The sequence below is a fragment of the Patescibacteria group bacterium genome, assembly GCA_022560785.1.
GTDB lineage: Bacteria > Patescibacteriota > Minisyncoccia > Phycocordibacterales > JADFSL01 > JADFSL01.
Genome location: JADFSL010000006.1, coordinates 1 through 23623 on the forward strand (window position 1 = coordinate 1; position 23623 = coordinate 23623).

At 40.4% G+C, this 23623-nt stretch carries 19 protein-coding genes and 7 tRNA genes; 15 read left to right on the forward strand and 11 right to left on the reverse strand.

Annotated elements, in window-relative coordinates; genetic code table 11:
- Positions 1-128 precede the first annotated feature (128 nt).
- The 13 genes from IIB50_00990 to IIB50_01050 all read left to right on the forward strand — a co-directional run bounded on the left by IIB50_00990 (position 129) and on the right by IIB50_01050 (position 12828).
- Positions 129-213: transfer RNA gene (locus tag IIB50_00990), tRNA-Ser, on the forward strand.
- A gap of 243 nt (positions 214-456) precedes the next feature.
- On the forward strand, positions 457-1224 hold the full coding sequence (locus IIB50_00995) for an AbiV family abortive infection protein (protein MCH7529680.1): 768 nt from the start codon (positions 457-459) through the stop codon (positions 1222-1224).
- A gap of 44 nt (positions 1225-1268) precedes the next feature.
- A complete protein-coding gene (locus IIB50_01000) occupies positions 1269-1766 on the forward strand; it encodes a DUF192 domain-containing protein (protein MCH7529681.1) in 498 nt (165 codons plus the stop codon).
- A gap of 181 nt (positions 1767-1947) precedes the next feature.
- Complete coding sequence (locus IIB50_01005) at positions 1948-4332, forward strand: ribonucleoside-triphosphate reductase (protein ID MCH7529682.1); 2385 nt, start codon at positions 1948-1950, stop codon at positions 4330-4332.
- 845 nt (positions 4333-5177) lie between these two features.
- Entirely contained in the window at positions 5178-7568 is a 2391-nt protein-coding gene (locus tag IIB50_01010; GenBank protein MCH7529683.1) for a tetratricopeptide repeat protein, read from the forward strand.
- An 18-nt stretch (positions 7569-7586) separates the two neighbouring features.
- Positions 7587-9266: a murein biosynthesis integral membrane protein MurJ gene (gene murJ / locus IIB50_01015; protein MCH7529684.1), complete on the forward strand. Its 1680-nt coding sequence runs from the start codon at positions 7587-7589 to the stop codon at positions 9264-9266.
- Positions 9267-9275: 9 nt separating this feature from the next.
- Positions 9276-11072, forward strand: a complete 1797-nt coding sequence (gene lepA / locus IIB50_01020) for an elongation factor 4 (protein MCH7529685.1) — start codon at positions 9276-9278, stop codon at positions 11070-11072.
- A gap of 186 nt (positions 11073-11258) precedes the next feature.
- The gene (locus IIB50_01025) at positions 11259-11681 is read left to right on the forward strand and encodes a septum formation initiator family protein (protein MCH7529686.1); all 423 of its coding nucleotides are present in this window, start codon (positions 11259-11261) and stop codon (positions 11679-11681) included.
- Between the two features lie 81 nt (positions 11682-11762).
- Positions 11763-11833: transfer RNA gene (locus IIB50_01030), tRNA-Gly, on the forward strand.
- 47 nt (positions 11834-11880) lie between these two features.
- Positions 11881-12114 carry a glutathione S-transferase N-terminal domain-containing protein gene (locus IIB50_01035; protein ID MCH7529687.1) on the forward strand — a complete coding sequence of 78 codons (234 nt, stop codon included), beginning with the start codon at positions 11881-11883 and terminating at the stop codon, positions 12112-12114.
- 166 nt (positions 12115-12280) lie between these two features.
- Positions 12281-12352 (forward strand) — tRNA-Arg (locus IIB50_01040).
- A 75-nt stretch (positions 12353-12427) separates the two neighbouring features.
- Positions 12428-12748 (forward strand): hypothetical protein, encoded by a 321-nt coding sequence (locus IIB50_01045; protein ID MCH7529688.1) that lies wholly within the window; start codon positions 12428-12430, stop codon positions 12746-12748.
- Positions 12749-12755: 7 nt separating this feature from the next.
- Positions 12756-12828: transfer RNA gene (locus tag IIB50_01050), tRNA-Phe, on the forward strand.
- A 105-nt stretch (positions 12829-12933) separates the two neighbouring features.
- Here the strand turns inward: IIB50_01050 and IIB50_01055 are convergent.
- The 8 genes from IIB50_01055 to IIB50_01090 all read right to left on the reverse strand — a co-directional run bounded on the left by IIB50_01055 (position 12934) and on the right by IIB50_01090 (position 19270).
- The gene (locus IIB50_01055) at positions 12934-13413 is read right to left on the reverse strand and encodes an Hsp20/alpha crystallin family protein (protein MCH7529689.1); all 480 of its coding nucleotides are present in this window, start codon (positions 13411-13413) and stop codon (positions 12934-12936) included.
- A 2-nt stretch (positions 13414-13415) separates the two neighbouring features.
- Positions 13416-14123, reverse strand: a complete 708-nt coding sequence (locus IIB50_01060) for a PrsW family intramembrane metalloprotease (protein MCH7529690.1) — start codon at positions 14121-14123, stop codon at positions 13416-13418.
- On the reverse strand, positions 14120-16321 hold the full coding sequence (locus tag IIB50_01065) for a valine--tRNA ligase (protein ID MCH7529691.1): 2202 nt from the start codon (positions 16319-16321) through the stop codon (positions 14120-14122). Before IIB50_01065 ends, IIB50_01060 begins: the two co-directional genes overlap by 4 nt.
- A gap of 42 nt (positions 16322-16363) precedes the next feature.
- Entirely contained in the window at positions 16364-17527 is a 1164-nt protein-coding gene (gene tsaD, locus IIB50_01070; GenBank protein MCH7529692.1) for a tRNA (adenosine(37)-N6)-threonylcarbamoyltransferase complex transferase subunit TsaD, read from the reverse strand.
- A 141-nt stretch (positions 17528-17668) separates the two neighbouring features.
- Positions 17669-17740, reverse strand: a tRNA-Val gene (locus tag IIB50_01075).
- A 101-nt stretch (positions 17741-17841) separates the two neighbouring features.
- Entirely contained in the window at positions 17842-18435 is a 594-nt protein-coding gene (locus IIB50_01080; protein ID MCH7529693.1) for a DNA-3-methyladenine glycosylase I, read from the reverse strand.
- A gap of 164 nt (positions 18436-18599) precedes the next feature.
- Positions 18600-18902, reverse strand: a complete 303-nt coding sequence (locus IIB50_01085; GenBank protein MCH7529694.1) for a hypothetical protein — start codon at positions 18900-18902, stop codon at positions 18600-18602.
- A 281-nt stretch (positions 18903-19183) separates the two neighbouring features.
- Positions 19184-19270 (reverse strand) — tRNA-Ser (locus tag IIB50_01090).
- Between the two features lie 59 nt (positions 19271-19329).
- Here IIB50_01090 and IIB50_01095 point away from each other — a divergent pair.
- Both IIB50_01095 and IIB50_01100 read left to right on the forward strand, forming a co-directional pair.
- A tRNA-Glu gene (locus IIB50_01095) sits at positions 19330-19404 on the forward strand.
- A 528-nt stretch (positions 19405-19932) separates the two neighbouring features.
- Entirely contained in the window at positions 19933-20181 is a 249-nt protein-coding gene (locus IIB50_01100) for a hypothetical protein (protein MCH7529695.1), read from the forward strand.
- 8 nt (positions 20182-20189) lie between these two features.
- Here IIB50_01100 and IIB50_01105 read toward each other — a convergent pair whose 3' ends face one another.
- The 3 genes from IIB50_01105 to pilM form a co-directional block, all read right to left on the reverse strand.
- Positions 20190-21155 (reverse strand): FAD-dependent oxidoreductase, encoded by a 966-nt coding sequence (locus IIB50_01105; protein ID MCH7529696.1) that lies wholly within the window; start codon positions 21153-21155, stop codon positions 20190-20192.
- A gap of 182 nt (positions 21156-21337) precedes the next feature.
- Positions 21338-22549: a cell division protein FtsZ gene (ftsZ, locus tag IIB50_01110; GenBank protein ID MCH7529697.1), complete on the reverse strand. Its 1212-nt coding sequence runs from the start codon at positions 22547-22549 to the stop codon at positions 21338-21340.
- A gap of 155 nt (positions 22550-22704) precedes the next feature.
- The coding region (gene pilM / locus IIB50_01115) for a pilus assembly protein PilM (GenBank protein ID MCH7529698.1) at positions 22705-23623 on the reverse strand (919 nt) is incomplete at its 5' end.

Below are 23623 nucleotides of genomic sequence, written 5' to 3' on the forward strand. Positions count from 1 at the left end.
GGGCCATTGTCCCTGAGGCGTTCGAAGAACAAATTTCGAAAGGTGGAAACACAATAAAAAGAAGCGATTCGCAATAGCGGGTCGCTTTTATTTTTTGAGACCATTTTTTGTGCTATAACAAGATAATTGGAGGAGTGGCTGAGCGGTTTAAGGCGCACGCTTGGAAAGCGTGTGGGGCGCAAGCCCTCGCAGGTTCAAATCCTGTCTCCTCCGCACCAAACAAAAACGCTGACCTCCTGTCAGCTTTTTTGTTTGGTTTGTGCGGAAGGATTTGAAAGACGGAAAAACAAAGTCTGGGAGACTTTGTTTTGAGTCCAGACCAAACACACTTAGCATTTTGCGAGGAACCGAGTAAAATGGTTAGTGATGGGTGGTCAAATCCCGCTATCTCCGCATTTTAGAGGCTAGCACGAGGTATTTTGTGCAGGCTGTAAAGAACAGAAGTCAGAAATATTTATGATAAATGTTACACCAAATAAAAAAGATAAACTTACTGATTATGAACTTTTTGTAATTACAATTTTTCAAAATGCGACTCAAAAACTTATTTCAGCAGTAGCTTTGTATTCAACTAAATATTCTTACAATGAAGCATATTTCCTCTCTATTATTGCACAAGAGGAATTATCTAAGTTGATTATTTTGCCCATTGCAAGAGAGTTAGGAGAAATTGATGAAATAATAAATAATCGCTCAAGTGTGTATTATAAACATTCTGTTAAGCAAAAAATTTTCACTAATTTTGGATTGCAAAACAGAACACATGAAGACCTTGAAAGGATTAAACAATCTTGTTTATATGTAGGCGTTAATTCAAAACACAAACCTTCTTTTAGTATGATTAAGCCAGATGTTACTCTTAAGGAAATTAAGCACACAGTTTTATTCTTTGTTAATAACTACAGCATCATTTTACGTGAAGAAACTTTTTCCAAAGAAGCTAAAAAAGGTGTCGACTTTTTCATGAAGATAATACATGGGTGTATTATAGACAAATTACCAGAAGTAGACATAGATATAAAAAAAGATGTTGACGACTTACATAAAATGACTAGAAGTGAATTAGAAGACAAAATACACAAGAAATTACTTACAAATCCATATGAGCTAATAAGAATATTCAAGGCGGTTTTTAAGGAAAATTATAAAAAGCACCTAAAGGAAATTGGCTACTTTAGTATTCCTGAATTGGAAAAATACATTGAAAAGATAAACGTTGATTAAGCATGCACAAAAACCTTCATTTTAATAAACCAAAATAGTTAAAAATGATAAAATTCACATCAGCAACACTCGGAATACTCATTATTTTGTTTTTGGTGTTGTCATATTCTAATAATGAGACCTCTATGTCTCTCGAGCAGGGTAATGGTCAGTTGTCTACGGTCAATATAAGTGGTAGTACAGTTGTGGTGGACATAGTAGACACGTTTTTCTCACGCAGAGTTGGACTCTCCGGTCGAGAATCACTTTTACCCGACCATGGGATGCTTTTTGTTTTTGACGAGATAGATTTCCATGGAATATGGATGAAGGACATGCTTTTTCCAATTGATATTATTTGGATAGGAAGTAACATTTCGGAAGAGGGTACTTTGATAGAGCAATCTGAACCTTTTTATGTGATTGATGTAAAAAAAGATGTGCAACCCGATTCGTATCCAGAAATTTTCTATCCAAACGGAGAGACAAAATTTGTTTTAGAAGTCTCTTCGGGTTTTACAGAAAAACATAATATAAAAATTGGAGATGAAGTACATTTTTGAAAATGTGTCCAAAATTGCGTTGTAATTTCAGTACAATTTCAGCACATGATTTACATGAACTTTTTTTTATTATTTGATTCGTTGTCCACAAGAGAATGTGGCTATTTTTAGGTAGAATAGGGTAAGTGTGGTGCTAGCGCAATGCGCTATCATCATTTTTATTACTAAACATTTGTGCACTATGCTCAAAACCGACAAAACATCAAAGAAGACCCAAGCCGATGTAGAAATAAAGGAAAAGGTTGATACTCCCAAGAAAACCTCGAGCATATCTAACAGTTATGTGGAGTTTGTTCCTAAAATTAACAAAAGGAACGGTGAAATTGTTGATTTTGATTTTGAAAAGATATCAAATGCGATTCAAAAGGCGATGATTGTGGGAAAGGAGGGTTCACGAAAGGAAGCAGAACTTGTCGCGCATAAAGTAGTGGGAGATATGGTAAGAATTGCCAAAAAGTACAGGAATTTTCTGCCCACAGTGGAAGGCGCACAAGATGAAGTAGAGCGACAGCTCATTTTAAGCGACTACGTAGCAACTGCAAAGTGTTTTATCTTGTATCGTGACAGACGCGCAAAGATGCGTGAGCTTGGTATTGTTGTTCCGGAGAAAATAAAACAGCTCTCGGAAAAAAGTGCTAAGTATTTTAAAAACAACCCGCTCGGAGAGTTTGTATATTTAAGAACGTACTCTAGGTGGATTGAAAATGAAGGGAGAAGAGAAACATGGATCGAAACAGTTGATCGGTACATGGATTTTATGAAAGAAAATTTAAAAAATAAGTTAACGAAAAAAGAATACATCGAAGTGCGACAAGCAATACTCAATCACGAAGCGATGCCATCAATGCGACTGTTACAGTTTGCAGGAGACCCAGCCCGACGGTGTAATGTTGTTGCGTACAACTGTTCATTTATTGCACCGTCCAAATTAGAAGATTTTGCAGAAATTATGTACATCTCGATGTCAGGCGGTGGTGTCGGGTGGTCAGCTGAAAGCCAAAATGTACAAGCACTTCCACAAATTAAAAAACAAACAGGAGAAATGTTACCGACGTTTGTTGTAGCTGACACCAAAGAGGGATGGTGTGATGCACTCACATTTGGAATAAAAACATGGTTTGCCGGGAAAGATGTTACATTTGATTACTCACAGTTGCGTCCCGACGGAGCACGGCTGAGAACGATGGGAGGAAGAAGTTCCGGTTATGAACCATTGGAAACATTGCTCGGTTTTGTGCGTACAAAAGTATTGGCACGGCAGGGAAGGCGACTTACAAACATAAATGCTCACGATTTGATTTGTAAAATTGGCGAGGTGGTTGTTGCAGGTGGTGTTCGCCGTACTGCTATGATCTCACTCTCAGACCTTGATGATCAGGAAATCAGACATGCGAAAGACGGACAATTTTATTACACTGATCCACAGCGAAGTGTTGCTAACAACTCGGCAGTGTACGAACAGAAACCAACTAATGAGGAATTTATGGATGAGTGGGTTGCACTCATGAAAGGCAAAACCGGCGAGCGGGGCATTTTCAATAGAGGAGGACTCGAAAAGACTCTTCCTGAAAGGCGTGTAAAACTCTTGAAAAATAAATACGAAGGAACACTTGCTTACGGTTCTCCAATTGGTAATCCAGGTGTTAATCCATGCGGAGAAATAATCCTTCAATCAAAGCAATTTTGCAATCTCTCCGAAGTTGTTGCGCGGTCACATGATACTGAAAAGACTTTGATGAAAAAAGTGCGAATTGCAACAATTTTAGGCACATATCAAGCGTCGTTAACTAATTTCGGCTATCTTTCCAAAGGATGGAAACAGAATTGTGAAGCAGAAGCACTTTTAGGGGTTTCAATCACAGGGCAGTGGGACAACTCCGTTGTTCGGGAGCCACAGGTACTTGAAAAACTCAAAAAAGAAGCTGCGCGAATCAACAAACAATATGCAAAGCGTTTTAACATCAATGCATCAACATGTATTACATGTGTAAAGCCATCTGGCAATCTTTCGCAGACCGTTAACTGCTCTTCAGGGCTCCATCCGCGCTTCGCTCCATACTACATTAGACGCGTACGCATCTCTGCAACTGATTCACTTTTTAAAATGCTCAAAGACCAAGGTGTGCCGTATCACCCAGAAGTTGGTCAAGGTCAAGACAATGCCACAACATATGTTGTTGAATTTCCAGTGCAATCTCCAAAGAGTTCGAAATTTAAAGACGATATGTCAGCACTCGAACAACTTGAATACTGGAAGAAGCTCAAAGTTCACTACACAGAACATAATCCATCAGCTACAATTTACATTGGAGACAATGAGTGGGTGGCCGTCGCGAATTGGTTGTATGAAAACTGGGATATAATCGGAGGGCTGTCATTCTTGCCGAGAACTAATCATGTGTATAAACTTGCACCGTATGAAGAAATAACCAAGGAGCAATATGAAGAAATGGTGAAGCGATTTGAAAATGTTGATTACTCAAAACTGGTGACCTACGAATTGCACGATGAAACAGAGATGAAAAGAGAACTTGCGTGTGCGGGAGATACGTGCGAAATCATTTAGAAAATCCTAAGTTGGGCTTTGCATAAAACTTCAAGTACACTCTTGGAGTTTTTGATTTGCTAAATTTGAATTTTGTGCTATACTTTTGCCAGTCTTGTATTGGATAGTTGCGTCTGTCACCTAAAAGTGACGAGATGAGGAAAGTCCGAACACACCCAAGTGCATCTCACTGTCGTTCGATGCAGTATCAGGAAAAAGTATATGTATCAGGAAATAATTTTGTTTCCTTATACTGATACCAAACCCAGATACTCGCACCGAGCGAAAGCGAGGTGTGTTTGGAGCAGGGTAGCGCCCATATTTCTGCTTTGCAGAAATCGGGTCCGATCGTTGTGTAAACAATGATTTAGGAGGTAACACCCGTCGTGTGCAAACATAGAGGTGCGAGCAGTGACGCTGTCTTTAGAAATAAAGACAGCATCCGCCGACTGGCGGATGAATCCTTGTGGTAACATTTGGAATGAAACGGCAAAATCCTTACCTGTGTGCAAGGCCGTGTTCAGCGCATCTCACTGTCGTTCGATGCAGTATCAGGAAAAAGTATATGTATCAGGAGATAATTTTGTTTTCTTATACTGATACCAAACCCAGATACTCGCACCGAGCGAGAGCGAGGTGCGTTGGGAGTGCCGCTAGAGTCTGGTGGTGACACCAGTCCCAGATAAATAACTATCGTTCGCCAATCGGCAAATACAGAATTCGGCTTATAGATACAAGATGAATGTATGATAAAACCTCGCTTTTGGGCGGGGTTTTGTCATTTTGAGCGCTATCCACATAGCTATTTTACTTACATAGAGACATTGCTATAATACTCTTACTTATCAAGATAATATTCAGCAAAAATGGATTATATAAAGAAAGAGTTAACCGAAGGGATCTCATTTTTAGAGAACATAGCTTCTTATGTTGTTGTGGTAATGGTATTTCTCCTTCCTATATTTTTTATTCCATCACTTTCGGTACCGTTCCAGGGAACTAAAACACTACTTATTTTCCTCGGAGTACTTTTGACGTTTTTCTTGTTTGTGATATCTCAAATGAGAGATGGAAAAATATCTCTGCCCAATAATCTAATTATTTTTGCTGCATGGGCTCTTCCAGCTGCATATCTTATTTCGGCGCTATTTTCGAAACATATGGCAACGTCTTTTATTGGACAGGGATTTGAAACAGATACATTTGCTTTTATATTGGCGATGGTGGTTCTCATGACTCTTATTCCACTGCTGTTTAAAACAAATAAACAGTCTCTCTATTTATACGGTGCTGTTTTTGCATCATTTGCAATTCTTGCAGCATTCCAGATACTGCGATTTATATTTGGTACAGACTTCCTTTCATTTGGATTGTTTCTCAATTCAACCTCAAATCTGCTTGGAAAATGGAATGATATGGCTATTTTCTTTGGTTTGACTACCATATTGTCATTTACAGCTATCCAAATGATTGCATTTGAAAATCGTCACAAGATACTACTGTATGGAGTACTCTTCATTTCACTACTATTTCTAGCAATTGTTAACTTTTTTCCTGTATGGTTGGTGGTAGCTCTGTTTGCCCTCGGTTTCTTTGTTCACAGCCTACTCAAAGGACATTCAGAGGACACGGAAACAAAAAAGAGTGAAATAAAACTATCACAAAGGCAACCAGCTAAAAGAAAAATTCCTATGGTTCCTCTTGCGGTCCTTATTATCTCTTTTTCATTTGTAATAGGTGGAGGGCTTATTGGTAACTATATTTCATCAACACTCAATATTACCTTCATAGAAGCACGGCCGTCATGGGAGAGCACAATAGATATTGGTAAAGAAACCTACAAGGAAAATCTATTCTTTGGCTCTGGTCCCAATACATTTGTGCAGCAATGGACACAATTTAAACAGCGAGATATAAACGACACTGTTTTTTGGAACATAGATTTCAATTCAGGAATTGGTTTTGTTCCGACCTCGTTTATTACAACAGGTATTGTCGGTGGAATTGCTTGGATAGCATTCTTTGTTCTACTTCTATACAGTGGGGTTAGAAATCTCATACTCTTGAAAGTTGAACATAAATTTACCTACTATATAATGCTCTCTTCTTTTTTGGGAAGTGTGTATTTGTGGCTGCTTTCCATTCTATACATTCCAAATGCAGCGTTGCTTATGCTGGCGTTTGTATTTACTGGGGTGTATATAGCAACTCTGCGTAACATCCCTGGCGGATTTACGGAAAAGGAAATTTTGTTTGCCGACAATGCGCGATTGGGATTTGTTGCGATTCTTGTTCTTACCGTCATTTTACTTTTGAGTGTTGTGTCACTCTATGTAGTAGGAAATCGGTATGTGTCATTTTATTTCTTCCAAAAAGGAATAGTGGCATATAATATAGATGGAAATATAACAAGTGCTGAAGATGGGATTGCTCGTGCAATAGCACTTCATGACAATGATCTCTATTACCGGTTTGCAGCTGACTCCAGTCTGGTGCGACTCAGTGCTATCATTGCAAACAATACTGCACCAACCGAAGAACAGAGGGCACAGTTTCAAATTACTCTTGCTAGTGCAGTTGATGCTGCGCAAACTTCAACCAGAATAAACCAGGACAATTATCTTAACTGGTTTACGCTCGGTCGAGTATATCAATCAGTGGTCCCACTTGGTTTAGAGGGAGCGTACGAAAGTTCAAAACGTTCGTATGAAAAAGCACTTGAATTGCATCCCAAAAGTCCTGAGTTATATCTAGCCCTTGCTCAGCTTTCTGCAAGTAATGCAGATAATGCGGAGGCACGTGAATACATTGTTAAATCGCTTGAAATGAAGCCAAACTATACCTCAGCTATTTTCCTACTTTCTCAAATTGAAATACAGGAGGGTAATATAAACGCAGCGATACGTTCAGTGGAATCAGCAGCACTACTTGAGTCAAATAATCCTGTAATATTTTTCCAGTTAGGACTACTGAGATACAATGTAGGACAAAACAATGCCGCAATTATCGCACTGGAGCAAGCAATAGGACTTAATGCTGTATACTCTAATGCCCGATACTTTCTTGGTCTAAGTTATTACAGAGTGGGGAGAAACGACGACGCTATAGAGCAATTCAAAGCAATAGAGGAACTCAATCTCGATAACGAGGAGGTTAAATCGATACTCTCCAATCTGGAAAATGGACTAAATCCATTTTCAGGATCGCCATTTACCAGTAGCGTTAGGGACAGAGTAGGACCTCCTATAGCCGAATAAAAACACTACTACAATGGAATGGTTGAGCGGATTTTAAATCTGATACACAGAGAGATACGCGGAGTGCATGAAGCCGCGTATCTTTTGGGTTTGTTTGCGCTTTTTTCACAAGTGCTTGCGCTGATACGCGATCGTCTTCTTGCGAGCTCATTTGGTGCAGGAAGTGTACTTGATGTGTACTACGCCGCATTTCGTATACCGGATGTGATTTTTGTGTCTGTAGCATCACTTGTCTCAATCTATGTGCTTATTCCGTTTCTTGCTGAGAAATCAGCTATTTCTGAAGATGAGGAAAGGAAATTTATAAGCACTATTTTTTCCGCTTTTGCACTCATCATTCTGTTTATCAGTGCGGTAATGTTTTTGTTTACCCCGCAGTTGCTTGGGGTAATATTTCCAGGACTGGTTGACTCACCACTCTATAGTGATTTGGTAATACTGACTCGTATATTACTTCTTCAGCCGATACTGCTTGGTATATCGAGTCTCTTTGGAAGCATCACTCAGACACGGCAGAGGTTTATACTCTATGCACTTAGTCCGCTTCTGTACAATCTCGGAATTATTGGGGGAATACTTTTCCTGTATCCTTTGTTTGGAATTCCAGGACTTGGTTATGGTGTAGTACTCGGAGCTCTGCTTCATTTGGTAATCCAACTACCGTTTATTATAAAAACTGGCTTTGTTCCAAGATTTTCGTTTTCCATAAATCTCTCTGAAGTAAAAAAAGTTGTTTTTCTTTCATTGCCAAGGACTCTTGCGCTCTCGGCAAATCAGATCGCGCTTTTGTTCCTCATATCATTTGCATCACTAATGGCAGTTGGATCTATAACAGTATTTAACCTTTCATTTAATCTCCAGGCGGTACCACTTTCAATAATAGCGGTAAGTTACTCAGTAGCGGCATTTCCAACACTAGCGAGGCTTTTTTCAAACGGGGAGCAAAAGCAATTTTTAGAACAGATGTTAGTTGCGGCGCGACACATTTTGTTTTGGTCTACTCCGGCGATAGCATTGTTTGTTGTGCTTCGCGCGCAGATTGTGCGAGTTGTTTTAGGCTCGGGTGCATTTGACTGGGCGGACACTAGACTTACTGCCGCGGTACTTGCTCTGTTTGCAATTTCATTGACTGCGCAAGGTCTCAATCTTTTATTTATAAGAGGTTACTATGCTTCCGGTAATACTAAAAAACCACTTATCATAAATGTTATTTCGTCGATACTCATTGTTGCATTTTCGTATTTGTTTATAAAATTGTTTGCAACGTTTGAAGGATGGAGATTTTTCTTTGAATCACTTCTGCGGGTGGAAGATTTGGCAGGCACTGAAATCTTAATGCTTCCTTTGGGCTACTCTCTTGCTGTTATCATAAACGCAATTGTATTTTGGATTGCATTTCAAAAAGACTTCAAATCATTTTCATTTTCGCTATCAACTGTATTTTTTCAAAGTCTCTCGGCTGCGATTGTTCTTGGTTTTGTGGCGTACCAGTTTCTTGAAATACTCGACAATGTCTTTGACATCAATACGTTCTGGGGAATTTTCTTGCAGGGTGCTCTGTCGGGAATGGCTGGAATAATTGCGGCGGTAATTCTACTTAAACTTACGAAAAGTAAAGAACTCTCCGAAGTGTGGAAGTCACTACACCATAAATTCTGGAAAACACGAGCAGTTGCGTCAGAGCAAACTGAGCTCTAATATAGGGCAATGGACCAAAAATATATTAGAAATTTTAGCATTATTGCTCATATCGACCATGGGAAAAGTACGTTGGCTGACCGAATGCTTGAAATCACCGAAACCGTACCAAAGAGAAAAATGAAGGAACAGATGCTCGACAGCATGGAACTTGAGCGAGAACGTGGCATTACGATTAAAATGCAGCCTGTGGTTATGCGATATAAAAAAGATGGCACGGAATATATACTTAATCTCATTGATACACCGGGCCACATAGATTTTTCGTATGAAGTGTCCCGAGCACTCAAAGCAGTTGATGGCTCTATCCTTCTTGTTGACAGCACACAGGGTGTACAGGCCCAAACACTATCGGTCCTTACTATGGCACGTGAGCTTGGTCTCACTATCATCCCTGTTGTTAGTAAGACAGATTCACCACAGGCACGAGTCAGTGTCGTTAAAAACGAAGTATCTGCTCTTTTAGGGTGTTCTCCGGAGGATATACTGGAAACGTCGGGAAAAACAGGAGAGGGAGTTGAAACACTACTCGCTTCAATTATTGAACGCATTCCACCACCCAAAAGCGAACTTTCTGATAATTCGAATTTTCGAGCATTAGTCTTTGATTTTCAATATTCAAACCATCGAGGCATAATCGTCTATATTCGGATTTTTGACGGTGTTGTGAAGACTGGGGAGCGGATGATGTTTTCTGCCGCCAGAGAGTCATTTACGGCGCTTGAGGTAGGGATTTTTTCACCAGACGAGACACCTCAGAAACAACTTGCCGCAGGGGAAATTGGCTATATTGTAACCGGAATTAAAAAGCCCGATATCGCATCAGTCGGGGATACGCTACGGAAGGAAAACAGCTCTGTCCCAGCGCTTTCTGGGTATTCACAGCCTCATCCTGTTGTATGGGCGGCACTGTATCCAGAAAGCCAGGATGATTTTCCACTGCTTCGCCAAGCACTAGAACGATTGCGTCTTTCAGACGCAGCACTTTCGTTTGAAGAAGAAATGTCTGGTTCTTTGGGTCGGGGATTTCGGTGTGGTTTTTTGGGAATGCTTCACCTTGAAATTGTATCGGAGCGTCTGCGAAGAGAATTTAATCTTGAGCTTGTGGTAACAACACCGAGCATCACATATGAAGTGGTACACAAAAATGGCACAAAAGAAACGATTTACACACCGGTTCGTTTCCCAGATCACAACACAGTCGAAGAGGTACGGGAGCCGTGGGTTTTAGCGCGTATTATTTCTCCGTCGTCGTATCTCAGCTCTATCATGCAGCTCTTTTATGAGCACGAAGGGGAAGTGGGGGATTCTGAAGTATTTGGAGATGGTCGGATTATGATTTCAGCTAAGATGCCACTTAGGGAGTTGATGCGAAATTTTTTTGATAAGCTTAAAAATATTTCATCGGGCTTTGCATCACTTTCATACACACTACAAGACATGCGAAAGGCAGATGTCGTTCGGCTTGATATGCTTATTGCTGACGAGGTTGTACCAGCATTTTCAAAAGTAATTGCTAGAAGAAGAATCGAGGAGGAATCAAAACAGCTTGTTACAAAGCTTCACGGTGCTCTTCCACGACAACTTTTTACAACAAAAATTCAAGCAAAGGTTATGGGACGGATTGTTTCTTCGAAAACACTTTCAGCACTTAAAAAAGATGTCACAGGACATCTTTATGGGGGTGATATTACTCGAAAGCGAAAATTATGGGAAAAACAGAAGAAAGGGAAAAAGAAAATGAAAGCGCGTGGAGTGGTAAATATTCCGCAGGATGTTTTTCTTAAAATGATGCGGCCGGAGTAATCAAATAAGCTATCAAAGGGAGCTAAAAGAGAGGAGTATACAGCAATGTCATACTGACGATTATGAGTATACCGAGCGCAATCCAAATACGCTTAACTACTTTTTTTGTTTTTTTATCAAATAGCATATGTTGGTTTTTATATGAAAATGATTTAACTGCTTAAGTTTAGTATACTATAGTGCACATTGGTAAGCCAACCGTCTGGTAAGCTAAAAGCTAATATCGTGCTTGAATTTCGCGAAAAAAGAAAATTAAAACAGATATTATATTCAAAGCTGACGTTAGCGGTGCTGTTTATCATAGTGCTGTTTCTTGCGAGTACCGTACTGAGCGTCTATCAAAAGGAGAAGAGTACCAGAGTAGCAAAAGAGCTACAAGAGATGGAATTTGATGAACTTTCCGGACGCGAAGCGGTATTGCGAGCCGAGATTGATCGTCTCAACAGCAACCGCGGCATTGAAGAGGAGATACGAAGCAAATTTGAGGTTGGAAGAGAGGGAGAGAGAATTATTATAATTACCAATCCGGTTGATACCACTGAAACGGAAAACAGAAACAAAACCCGCGGCTTTTTAGGTAAAGTTCTAGATATTTTCACGCGGGATTAGCTTGCTCTCCTAAGTTTTTGTTCTACAAAAACTTAGGAGAGCAAATGGCAGAATGACAGCTTCTTTACCCCGTAAAATTTTGCGAGTATAGTTTAGTGGCAGAATATCTGCTTCCCAAGCAGGTGGCGCGGGTTCGATTCCCGCTACTCGCACATAATATGATATAATTTAAAAGTTATAACTAAATTAGTACCAGAATATGAAGAAAGTAGTTATTTACAGTACGCCGACATGTCATTTTTGCCATACGGCAAAGGAGTTTTTTAAGGAGAAGAACATTGAGTATACAGATTACGATGTTTCTACCGATGATGATAAGAGAAAAGAAATGATAGAAAAGAGCGGCCAAATGGGAGTGCCAGTAATATATATTGATGACGAAATGCTTATCGGCTTTGACAAAGACAAGCTCTCAACTGCTCTCGGTATATAAAAAAAGAAATTCACTACAACAAAATGTCCAATTAATTGGACATTTTGTTTTGCTTAATGATGTTATATGATATAAAGTGCCACAAACCCCAGTAACCCCGACGCAAGGTCGGGGTGCCGACAGAAAAGCTCGTCGGGATTCAATGGTATAGTAGAATATAAAACAAGCCCCTGTAGTTCAATGGATAGAACGGATCCCTCCTAAGGATCAGATCTAGGTTCGATTCCTAGTGGGGGCACCTATGTAAAATATCCTAGCAAACTCTGGGAGATTTTATTCTTCATTTTTTCATCCACTTTGTTATACTTTCACTATGCCCATTGATAATGAAACACGAAGATTGCTTCAGGAAAATATAGAAGTTAACAGAGAAAACAATAAGTTGCTGAAAAAACTGCATCGCGGAGCTGTTATCAGTAGCATCTTGCGAATTGTGTACGTTGCGATTATTATTGGTGCTCCTGTGTTCTTATACTATACTTTCCTACAGCCTTATTTTGCAGAGCTCAATGAGGTATACGTGGGGGTAAAAGAAGATGTAGATGCACTGCAGAGTGTGGGAGGAAGAATATTTGAAGCCATTTCTTCATTTTTTGAAAAACTTGGTGTAAAAACAGGTACAACTCCAAACTAAATAACATGCTCAGGTAGCTCAGTTGGTAGAGCACTTGTCTGAAGAACAAGGGGTCCCCGGTTCGAGACCGGGCCTGAGCACCGAACATAGTGAGCTGACGCCGAGACTGGCCCTGAACATCGAACGAAGTGGAAGTTTAACACTTTAAAACAAAACTCCACGAGGTCGGACCTCGGGGAGTTTTGTTATCCTCCTCTGACTTTAAGTTTTGTTTGCCGCTCTTTGTCTATTTTAGGAAGTCTAATAGAGAGTAGGCCATGCTTTACCGTGGCTTCTGATGCTTCAACATCAATTTCCTGCGGTAAAAGAATAGTCCGCGAAAAAGATCCCCAATACAATTCTTTATAAAAATAATTATCCTCTGCTACTTCTTTTGATTCCTCTCGCTTACCCCTTATGGTAACCATGTCGCGGGTAATGGAGATATCCAACTGATCAGGACGCACACCGGCGACAAGTGCTTTTATAATAATTTCATCGGTATTTTGGAACACATCAACAGTAAGCTGTCCTTCATTACTTTCTTCCTCCAACCAACTATTTTCTTCGTTGTCCACCTCATGATTTTTAAGGGGTCGCTCATCAAATATATCGTTGTCGTTGTAATCGTCCAAAGTCACCGAACCGGTGAGTCGTTCCAAAAAAGATCGTTTTCCTTGCGCCATGATTATCGTTTTTTTATAAATAAATTGCGAGGGTTTTTCATTCGTTTTATCTTTTCAAAAAATAGGATGAGAACAACAATGCCGAGCCAAACAAATATGAACACTTCAAGTAGCTTCTCTCCATTGCTTTGTATTATAAAAAAATTAAACAATGTATGCAATACTATGGCGAGGATAATTCCAAAAAAAATGTATATTCTTTTAGCCAAAGCACTTTTGTAAAAGGAAAGCGCGATTGCAACTCCAATAACAGCAGAGGCAAGCGTGTGGAGCACCATAGCACCAATAAAGCGGAGATTTCCGGTAAGAACCGACTCAATAATATTACCATCTCCAAGCGGATTTATGAGAAATAAGGTATTTTCAAAGGCGGCAAAACCAAGAGCGACTGTAATCATATAAATGATAGCGTCTACCGGCTCGTCCATGTCTTTCCGTCGTAGTACGAGCAGATACGCGGCGAGAAACTTGAGCACTTCCTCTACTGTAGACCACAATACAATTACTGTAGTACCTACAAAATGCGCTGCCACAAGTTTTTGAAGGGGAAATACTAAAGGAACCACTATCATTCCAGCTATGAACGAGAGTATGATGAGCCCTCTCGGTTCTGGGCACCGGCTGTCTTCTTTAAGCCAAAACCACAACCACAACAGAGCTGGTAAAATTCCACCTACCAGAGCATAGAAAAGGACATGCTCTGGTATCATGAAATGCTGCCATTTTCTGGCCACTTAGCAACGAGTAACATCTCGGTTTCCTTTTTCGGCAGATGTGACCATATTTCTTCTGTGACAAATGGCATAAAAGGATGAAGTAATTTAAGGTTGATAGTCAGTATTGTATAGAGTGCATATTGTTTTGAGTGTTTCTTCTTTTCGTTATTTCCAGAGAGTATTGATTTACTCTCTTCTAGAATAATATCAGCAAAAGTATGCCAGAGGTAGTGATATGTTTTTTCAGCAGCGAGATAAAAGCGGTAATTTTCAATATCTTGTGTTATTTCAGCTGCTAGTTTGTGCGCGCTCTCAATGAGTACCTCATCTTCTTTTTCAAGTTGTGGTTTTGAAGAAAGATCTGCACCATGGGTATTGGTAAGGACAAATCTGGCGACATTCCAAATTTTATTTGCAAAGTGTTTGTATCCGCGAACTTTGTTCTCAGAAAGTTTTACATCGTTTCCCGGCACCGCTCCGATGATGAGTGAAAGACGAGTGGCGTCAGCGCCATATTTTTCAATCATATCGAGTGGGTCAATCACATTACCGATCGACTTGCTCATCTTTCGCCCTTGCTGGTCTCGCACGAGTCCGTGCAGGTATATTGTTTTAAATGGAATGGTGCCGAGATGGTATCCGCTCATTAAAATCATTCGTGCCACCCAGAAAAAAAGGATGTCATACCCAGTTTCAAGCACACTTGTCGGATGATACGTTTTTAAGTCTTCTGAATCTTCGGGCCAACCGAGTGTCGAGAACGTCCACAGACCGGATGAAAACCATGTATCGAGCGTATCAGGGTCTTGTTGCCATTCGTCACCTTCAGGTGCTGTTATACCGCAGTAAACTTCATCTGCTCTATACCAGACAGGAATACGATGACCGTACCAGATTTGACGACTGATGCACCAATCATGAAGATTATCAATCCAGTGGTAGTATACTTTTTCAAAATTATCAGGAATGATATGTATCTGTTTGTTTTTTACCACTGTGCGCATGATTTTCTTGAGTGTTGTTTTCGATCCGGACGTGATTCCATCAATCTCTGAATGCTTGAGTGTAAATTCTCTCTCAACGCCAACAAACCACTGCTCTTTAATTTGCGGTTCAATAATGCCACCACCGCGACTGTTTACTGCGATGTTGTGGGTATAGTTCTTATCAATTTTTTCAACAAGTCCTTTCTCACGGAGTTTTTCTACAATAAGAGGACGCACCTTCTTGATATGTTGTCCCTCAAATTCTCCAGCGATAGAGAGAAGTAGGCCACGCTCATCAATAATTTGCTCTTTGTCGAGATTATGTCTTTCTGCAATCTCAAAGTCTATATTTGAATGCCAGGGGGTAATGGTCATCACACCAGTACCAATTTCCATATCTGTCGCACTGTCTTTAATGATGGTTGCGGTGATAGGGCCATTTATCCACTCGAGATCAAAAGTTTCTCCGTGTTTATATTTCTTATATCGCTCATCATCCGGATGCATCACTACATATTTATCACCAAATTTTGTCTCGGGTCGTGCTGTTCCAATAGTAAATGGACCATACTTGAGAAAGTAAAATTCATCTACAGTCTCCTTATGTTCAATTTCATCATCGGAAACCGTTGTCTGCATTTTTGGATCCCAGTTGACGATACGACTGCCTCGATAGATTAAGTCATCGTTGTACATACGCACAAACGCTTCCATAACTGCCCGATAACGAACTTCATCAAGTGTGAAAGCTTCTCGGCTCCAATCAAGAGATGAGCCCATTTTTTTAGTCTGATTAATAATTGTGGCCTTACTTTCCTTGGCAAATACATCAATGCGTTTTAAGAGTTCCTCGCGCCCAATATCGTGGCGATTTTTTTTCTCCTTTTTATATATAATACCTTCTACTTTTGATTGTGTTGCGATTGCAGCTGAGTCGGTACCTGGGAGCCAGAGCGTTTTTTTGCCACACATACGGTTATAGCGGATCACGATGTCCTCAATTGCGAGCATCGCTGCGTGGCCCATATGGAGCGTACCGGTCACATTTGGTGGAGGAAGTACTATTGAAAATGATTCTGCATCTTTATCTGTGATTCCTTTTTCAACACAGACATCGGGATTGAAAAAACCGCTGTCTTCCCAGCGTTTGTATATATTATCCTCAGTTTTTTTAGGGTTGTAAGGTTTGAGAAATTTCTCATCCATAGCTGAAATGATAGCAGAATACAGGGCTCTTTCAACGTCTCTTTATAGGGAGAGATTTCCATCTGCTTTAATTTCAGTAGCGGAGGCTTTGTCTTTTTCAAGCAGTAGGTGTAGATAGCCGGCGGCTGCAATCATTATCGCATTGTCGGTTGAAAGATTTTTGTCAGGTAGCAAAAGCTCTATATTTTTAAGTCTATGTGTTTCCTCTTCAAATATTCGTCTTATTTCTGTATTTGCCGAAACACCACCACCGATTATGAGAGTTTTTATATTGTACTCTTCTACAGCTCGCATAGTTTTTGAGATTAGCACTTCGGTAACGGCATCTTCAAATTCTCGTGCAATTTTTTGTCTCGTTTCTTCATTAATGTTTGAAATATTTTTTACCATATAGAGTACTGCGGTCTTGAGTCCGGAAAATGAAAAATCATAGGTATCTGAATCAAGCATAGGACGAGGAAGTCTTTCTTTCAGCTGTTTGTTGTGTACTCGTGCCTGATGGGCAAGTTTTGAAATCTCAGGACCGCCTGGGTAGGATAGCCCAAGCATTCGTGCGACTTTATCAAATGCTTCACCAACAGCATCATCTCTTGTGCGCCCAATAACTTCGTATGAAAGCCAGTCTTTTATTAATACAAGCTCAGTGTGCCCACCAGAAATCAAAAGCGCCAAGGCGGGGAATGACATCTGTTTTATGGTCTCATTTTCTAAAAGGGAAGATATAATATGTCCTTCCATGTGGTTTACTGGCACAATCTGGACTTTCCACGCCAAAGAGAGTGCTTGGGCGACATTAATGCCAATCCAAAGCGCTGGCTCAAGTCCTGGCCCAGAGGTAACAACAATTGCGTCCAAATTCGGATTTTCAATACTCTCTATAAAGTCTTTGAAGCGTGCCAGTAATTCCGGCTCCCTTTTTAATATCTCTTCTATTTTTGTCTTTTTTTCTTTCCCTAATTCCTTATACTTAATTCCTGATACTACATTTGATTCTTTTAATACTTTTTCAATTGAAGGAATCAAATGTCTTGCATGTTCGCGTTTTGCAACGGTGGGGAATACACCACCGAACTCTCGGTGCATATCAATTTGCGAGAGGATGGTATCTCCTAATACTTTAAATTTAATATTTTCTGTATTACCTGATGCTTCCACCATACTTACAGCAGTTTCGTCACAGCTTGTCTCTATACTGAGTATCCTCATTTATATTATTGTTACCATCCCTATACGGAATAGATAGCCATACTACCACGTCTCGCCTCGTTTATTATGCCGTTGGCATAATTACTCGTGGTTTCAATTGAAATTCATTTTGTGGGCGATAGAAAGAATGTATTTACGGTGTGCGCAATAGAAGGATCGAACTTCTGACCTCTTCGATGTCAACGAAGCGCTCTACCACTGAGCTAATCGCGCATTCTGAGTCTCGACGATTCTGTCGGGACTCCGACCTCCACAGGAGCGTCAGGGCTAACCGCCCGAATGATGCCATTGTAACAAAAGTAGGGGATTTTTCATCACTTCAATTTCGATACTTGATTGTAACGAAAGCAATAAATCGTGTGATCATTTACAAGACCGGCTCCTTGCATAAATGCGTAAATGATAGTTGGTCCAACAAATGTAAAACCGCGGGCTTTGAGATTTTTGTTTAATGTTTCGGCCTCTTTGGATATGGCAGGGATTTGTCGCATCGTTTTCCATTTGTTTTTCTTTGGCTTGCCGCCGACAAATTGCCAGACATATTTATTGAAACTCTCGAACTCTTTTTGAATTTGAAGAAATGCTTTTGCGTTTTTGACAGCTCCTTCTATTTTAAGTCGGTTACGGATTATACCTGCGTCACCCATTAGCTGGGCGAGTTTTTTCTTATCGTATTTTGCAATTTTCTTTACACTAAAGTTATCAAATGCTTTTTTAAAATTTTGTCGCTTATTTAAAATAGTAGACCAGCTCAATCCGGCTTGAAATGAATCCAAGAGGAGAAACTCAAACAATATTTTGTCATTATGCTGTGGCACACCCCACTCGGTATCGTGATACTTGAGCATCAAATCACTACCTCCTGTCTGCCCGCCTCCGACTAGGGGCCACTCACATCGTTTTTTCATATGCTAAAAATTTTAAATTAGTGAATGTATAATAGCATTCAATTACAGTATTTGTTGCTTAAATTCTTGAGAATTTAAGCAACAAATAACAACACTTACACAAATACTACCTCCAAACCTTCAACAAAAAACACCCGATTTTCTGGGTGTTTATAATGAAAGGGTTAGTGTAGCTTCCTATCTCTACCAAAACCTTTCTTTAGCACTTCTATGCTTATTCGCATTTTCTCTTCCGCTGCAAAGTTTTTCTCTATTCCATGAGTATGCATTATAAGCGTAAGAACTCTAATTAGCAGCTCTTGATGCCTCGATTGAAAAAATAAATAGGATTTTTCTGTTTCGTCATCTTTATGAAGAAAGTCAAATGCTTTTTCTTTAAGATTAGCATTTTTCTTTAAAGCGTCATCAACGTAAATAAGCATTTTGCCTATTTCGTTGTTTTCAAGAGTAGCGACAGTATATCCCATTCTAGTGTTGCACAATAGTTGCACGGGTCATCTCCACAGTATCTCGTTCTGTCTTAGAAATACCATTATTTATTTTCTTTTGCAAGAATGCCACAAACCTTTTTCTTTGTAACTTATTGGTGCGGAGGCGGGAGGAATTTCTCTCCTTACAGGAGCAGTACACCTTTTGGATATATTATTTCGTTACACTCATAATCTATCTCAAAAGCTTTTCGAATCCTCCCTTACTCACGAAATGATAATTTGCTCGGATGGTTCCAATCCATCCTTGCAAATCATTGCGGAGGCGGGAGGATTCGAACCTCCGGTACCGTTTCCGGCACAATGGTTTTCGAAACCATCCCATTAAACCACTCTGGCACGCCTCCATTTGCGCTTTATACTAGCATTTACGCAAAAAAATGCTATAATTTTTTCGTATTTAAGCGGCCCCATCGTCTAATGGTTAGGACGTGAGCTTTTCAAGCTTAAAATCGGGGTTCGATTCCCCGTGGGGTCACCACCTAACAACAAAGAGGTACAGCACAGTAGGCACCTCTTTGTTGTTATGCGCTACGCGCAAGGGAATCGAACTGTGTTCGACTTCTTACAGAAGCTGTTCAGGTTGTCGATATTTTTTTCGATAAACTCAAAAAATATCTGGCAACCTCTTGCGAAAGTGTCCAACACTTTCTCACCCCGTGGGGAAGGAAGGGGTCGGGGAACCTGTTTGGTTTCCCGCGGAGGAAGGCAGTGAGCAAAGCGAGCGTTGGAAAACCGTGGGTTTCCAAGACCCCTAGCGGGTCACAATTTAAAGTTTCCCCAACGGCTCAACGCGTTGAGCCGTTGGGGGGATTTAATAAAACAATGGTTACCGCGCTTTGAGGTGATTATAAATATCTTCTAGTGCCTTGACAGCATCGCCTCCACCGATTTGGTCTAGCTTGACCATTATTTCGCTTGATGTACAGTTGATTTAAATAAGTGATACGCCTCCATACGGTCGAATGGGGGTGTAGTTACCAGCATTGCTATTTATATTTTCAATACTATGGGAAAAGAAATTGGGAAAGTTACTCATTGGTATGACAAGATTGGTGTTGCAGTAGTGAATCTTAAGGGTGCGCTTAAGGTGGGGGATAAAGTGAAGGTAAAAAGAGGAGATGAAGAATATGAAGACACGGTTGCCTCCATGCAACTTGACCACAAAGACATTTCTTCGGCAAAGAAAGGAGATGATGCCGCGATTAAGCTTTCGCAAAAAGCCAAAGAGGGCAGTACCATCTCTCTTGTTGAATAAGATATTTTTTACCGCGCGCGCAGGTGATTATAAATATCTTCTAGTGCCTTGACAGCATCGCCTGCGGCGATGTTGTTTTGGTGATAGAGCTCGTTGGTTGAGTCACCAGCCGCCCATACACCTTCAACTGATGTCTTTTGGTTTCTCGGGTCAATTTCAATACGACCGTAGTCGTCTAATTTCACCAAGTCTTTTACAAATCCTGTTGTTGGTACGAGTCCAATTTCAACAAAGATACCTTTAGCAACAAGTTCATGTTTTTCTTCCGAATCCTTGTCTTTGTACGTAAGACCGGTAACAAACTTGTCACCTTTAATTTCCAACGTCACGGCATTTAAAATCGCTTTCATTTTTGGATTTTCAAGCACTTTTTTAACTGTTACTGGATCAGCCTTAAATTCAGGTCCACGATTCAGCAGAGTAACACTCTTGGTGTAGGCAAGGAGCTGCGCTGCCGTTTCAAAACCGGCATTGCCACCGCCTATTACAACAACATCCATATCCTTAAACAGGAGACCATCACACGATGCACAGTAGGTGAGTCCTTTCTGGTCAAATTCGGCCGCTCCCGGTACCTCAAGCTTTTTGCGGTGAGCACCGGAGCCGATAAAAACAGTCTTGGAATTAAACTCATTACCTTTGTTGGTTTTTACTTTAAATCCACCATCAACCTTCTCCACCCTCTCCACACACTCTCCCTCAACGATGGTTACAATGTCTTCAGCGTAGGCGCTGAGGTGTTCTTTAAGTTTCGTTGCAAGCTCTGCACCAGAAAGAGAAATGGTACCAATCCAGTTTTGTATATCATCAGAAACAGTACTTTGCCCGCCCCACTCGTTGGTTATCAAAACTGTTTTAAGATGTTTTCGTGAAGCGTACACACCCGCACCAACTCCAGCCGGCCCGCCTCCAATAATTACTAAGTCGTAGTTCATGATAGATTTTTGATGAGTGATAACGAATATAAAAATCATTACCCTATTAAATATATTTTTATTTTCTAGAGAAAATAAAAATATACAATTTGAAAATATATGTAATACAATACATTAACATGATAGATATTCAAAGCTGTTGTTACAAACAACACTCTAAATCTATTTCAAATTGTATTTAATAGGGCCTAGTAAATTATAGTCGCTTATAGCTCCTTAATTTACTTGAGTTTTGAGCGTCGCAGAAATGCTGGTACAGCACCCCAATCATCAGAGTCATCCTCTTCCTGTGGAGTCTCCCGATTTTTTTCTGGTGGTGGAGGGGAAGTCGTTGGTTCTTTTTTTTGCATACTCATAGAGGGAATAGGTGGGGTATTGAAAATAGTTTTTTTCTCTTGCTTTTCTGGCTCCTCTTCCTGTTGAGATTCCGAAAACTTTCCTGGAGCCTGGAATAGGGAAGTTCCTCTTTGTGATGAAATATCAGGGAAACCAGTCGCTATGACGGTTATTTTTACTTCACCTTTCTTTAATCGGTCATCATTTGTTGTGCCGAAAATAACTTTGGCATTAGGGTCAATCGATTGTGTGATAAGTTTTGCTGCTTCTTGAATTTCAAGCATCCCTAGATCATCACCACCTGATATGGAAAAGAGCACACCTTTTGCACCGCTGATAGATATTTCAAGTAATGGTGAAGAGATTGCCGCTTTGGCGGCGTCTATTGCACGTCGGTCACCACTGCCAATACCAACCCCCATAAGTGCAGAACCAGCATTTTCCATAACAGTTCGTATGTCAGCGAAGTCTACATTAATAGTTCCGGGGATAGTGATGAGGTCTGAGATTCCCTCAACCGCCCGACGCAAGATACTATCACACATAGCAAACGCACTCTTTGCGGTTGTGTCTTTATCGATAATTGACATCAGTCGGTCATTTGGGATTATCACCAATGCGTCAACTTCTTTTTTAAGCTCCTCCAAACCCTGTTCTGCGATTCGCATCCGCTGTTGCCCCTCAAAGGAGAATGGTTTGGTGACTATAGCTACGGTCAGCGCTCCAAGTTCTCGAGCTGTTTTTGCCACTATGGGACTTGCTCCGGTACCAGTGCCTCCACCCAGTCCACAAGTGATAAACACCATATCAGCTCCTTTCACCGCTCCGAGTATTTCTTCTTTTGTTTCTTCAGCCGCTCGTTTTCCGACTTCCGGACTCATTCCAGTACCGAGTCCACGTGTAAGATTTTTGCCAATATGAATTTTTTTCTTTGCCAATGAGTGATGCAAATCTTGCGAATCGGTGTTGATGACGATGAACTCAACCCCCCGCACTCGAGAATTAATCATATGATCGACGGCATTGCCTCCGGAACCTCCACATCCAACGACACGTATTCGAGCGAACGATTCAACCTCTGGTTTTATTTGCTGCATGACTATCGCTGTTTATTAGTTTCACCATAATAACAGACCATTTAAAAAATGGAACCTTTGACATTTTTAAGTTTTATTGCGAAAAATAAAGCCAAAACATATCTGCATTTTGTGTGGATACGTTTGTCCGAACTCGTCTGCAAAGCAGATGAGTTTTAGGGCAGAAATTGCTTCATCCAAGAGAGTATACTTCCACCAGTTCGCTTTGCAAAAGTAATCCCCAACGATTCTTCTTCAGTGGTGAGTCCCCAGATGCACAACCCATATGCAACTGCCCACGATGCGTCTTTTATAAAGCCTTGCCCTTGTCCATGTGGCATTTCGCCAACTTGCAACGTTGCAATTTTAGATGGAAGTTTGAGTGATGCTCGAGCTAAATCTTCTATGGTGGCAATACCTGATCCACCACCAGTTAGAATAATTCCGGCTGGGAGCATTCTGTTCTTACCAATATTTTTTAAGTGTGATTCTATAAGTTCAAAAATGTCAGAGAGGCGAGCAACAACTATCTCCTCAAGTTTTTTCCTTGGGTAGTCAGCGTTGGTAATTGCTCCAAGTTTAATTTGCTCAGCCTCTTCAAGAGAAATTTTAAGACCGAGAGCAATGTCATTGGTAATATCAGTTGAGCCGATAGGGAAGACTTTAAAAGAAATGGGGATGTTATTTTCAAAAACAACAACCGAGACAGTTTCTGAACCGATGTTTGCAAGCACGCATCCGGCTATCTTTTGAGTTTTTGAGAGAGTAACAAAACTTCCAGCAAGTGGAGACACCATAACATCATCAACTTCTACGCCGACGCTCTCAATTGCCGTTATTTGATCTCTCAAATGTTGTTCAAGGCAGGTGACAAAAAGTGTTTCAACTTCAATCTTCACCCCCTTCATGCCCTGGAGTTTTCCGAGTACTTTTTGCCCATCTATTTTATGTAAAAGTGGAATTGCGTGAATTATTTTTCTGTTGAGCAGTTTTTGTTCAATTTTTCTCTCACTTTCTTCAATTGCTTTATTAATATCAAGATCGTTAACTTCCGTATCAGCCCTCGCGACAACCGTCTCTCCTCTAGAACGCATT

Bases quoted from the DNA above. Each gene is read 5' to 3' on its own strand.
- IIB50_00995 (MCH7529680.1), top strand. From the start codon at position 457: ATGATAAATGTTACACCAAATAAAAAAGATAAACTTACTGATTATGAA.
- IIB50_01000 (MCH7529681.1), top strand. From the start codon at position 1,269: ATGATAAAATTCACATCAGCAACACTCGGAATACTCATTATTTTGTTT.
- IIB50_01005 (MCH7529682.1), top strand. From the start codon at position 1,948: ATGCTCAAAACCGACAAAACATCAAAGAAGACCCAAGCCGATGTAGAA.
- IIB50_01010 (MCH7529683.1), top strand. From the start codon at position 5,178: ATGGATTATATAAAGAAAGAGTTAACCGAAGGGATCTCATTTTTAGAG.
- murJ (MCH7529684.1), top strand. From the start codon at position 7,587: ATGGTTGAGCGGATTTTAAATCTGATACACAGAGAGATACGCGGAGTG.
- lepA (MCH7529685.1), top strand. From the start codon at position 9,276: ATGGACCAAAAATATATTAGAAATTTTAGCATTATTGCTCATATCGAC.
- IIB50_01035 (MCH7529687.1), top strand. From the start codon at position 11,881: ATGAAGAAAGTAGTTATTTACAGTACGCCGACATGTCATTTTTGCCAT.
- IIB50_01045 (MCH7529688.1), top strand. From the start codon at position 12,428: ATGCCCATTGATAATGAAACACGAAGATTGCTTCAGGAAAATATAGAA.
- IIB50_01055 (MCH7529689.1), bottom strand. From the start codon at position 13,413: ATGGCGCAAGGAAAACGATCTTTTTTGGAACGACTCACCGGTTCGGTG.
- IIB50_01060 (MCH7529690.1), bottom strand. From the start codon at position 14,123: ATGATACCAGAGCATGTCCTTTTCTATGCTCTGGTAGGTGGAATTTTA.
- IIB50_01065 (MCH7529691.1), bottom strand. From the start codon at position 16,321: ATGGATGAGAAATTTCTCAAACCTTACAACCCTAAAAAAACTGAGGAT.
- tsaD (MCH7529692.1), bottom strand. From the start codon at position 17,527: ATGAGGATACTCAGTATAGAGACAAGCTGTGACGAAACTGCTGTAAGT.
- IIB50_01080 (MCH7529693.1), bottom strand. From the start codon at position 18,435: ATGAAAAAACGATGTGAGTGGCCCCTAGTCGGAGGCGGGCAGACAGGA.
- IIB50_01085 (MCH7529694.1), bottom strand. From the start codon at position 18,902: ATGGGATATACTGTCGCTACTCTTGAAAACAACGAAATAGGCAAAATG.
- IIB50_01100 (MCH7529695.1), top strand. From the start codon at position 19,933: ATGGGAAAAGAAATTGGGAAAGTTACTCATTGGTATGACAAGATTGGT.
- IIB50_01105 (MCH7529696.1), bottom strand. From the start codon at position 21,155: ATGATTTTTATATTCGTTATCACTCATCAAAAATCTATCATGAACTAC.
- ftsZ (MCH7529697.1), bottom strand. From the start codon at position 22,549: ATGCAGCAAATAAAACCAGAGGTTGAATCGTTCGCTCGAATACGTGTC.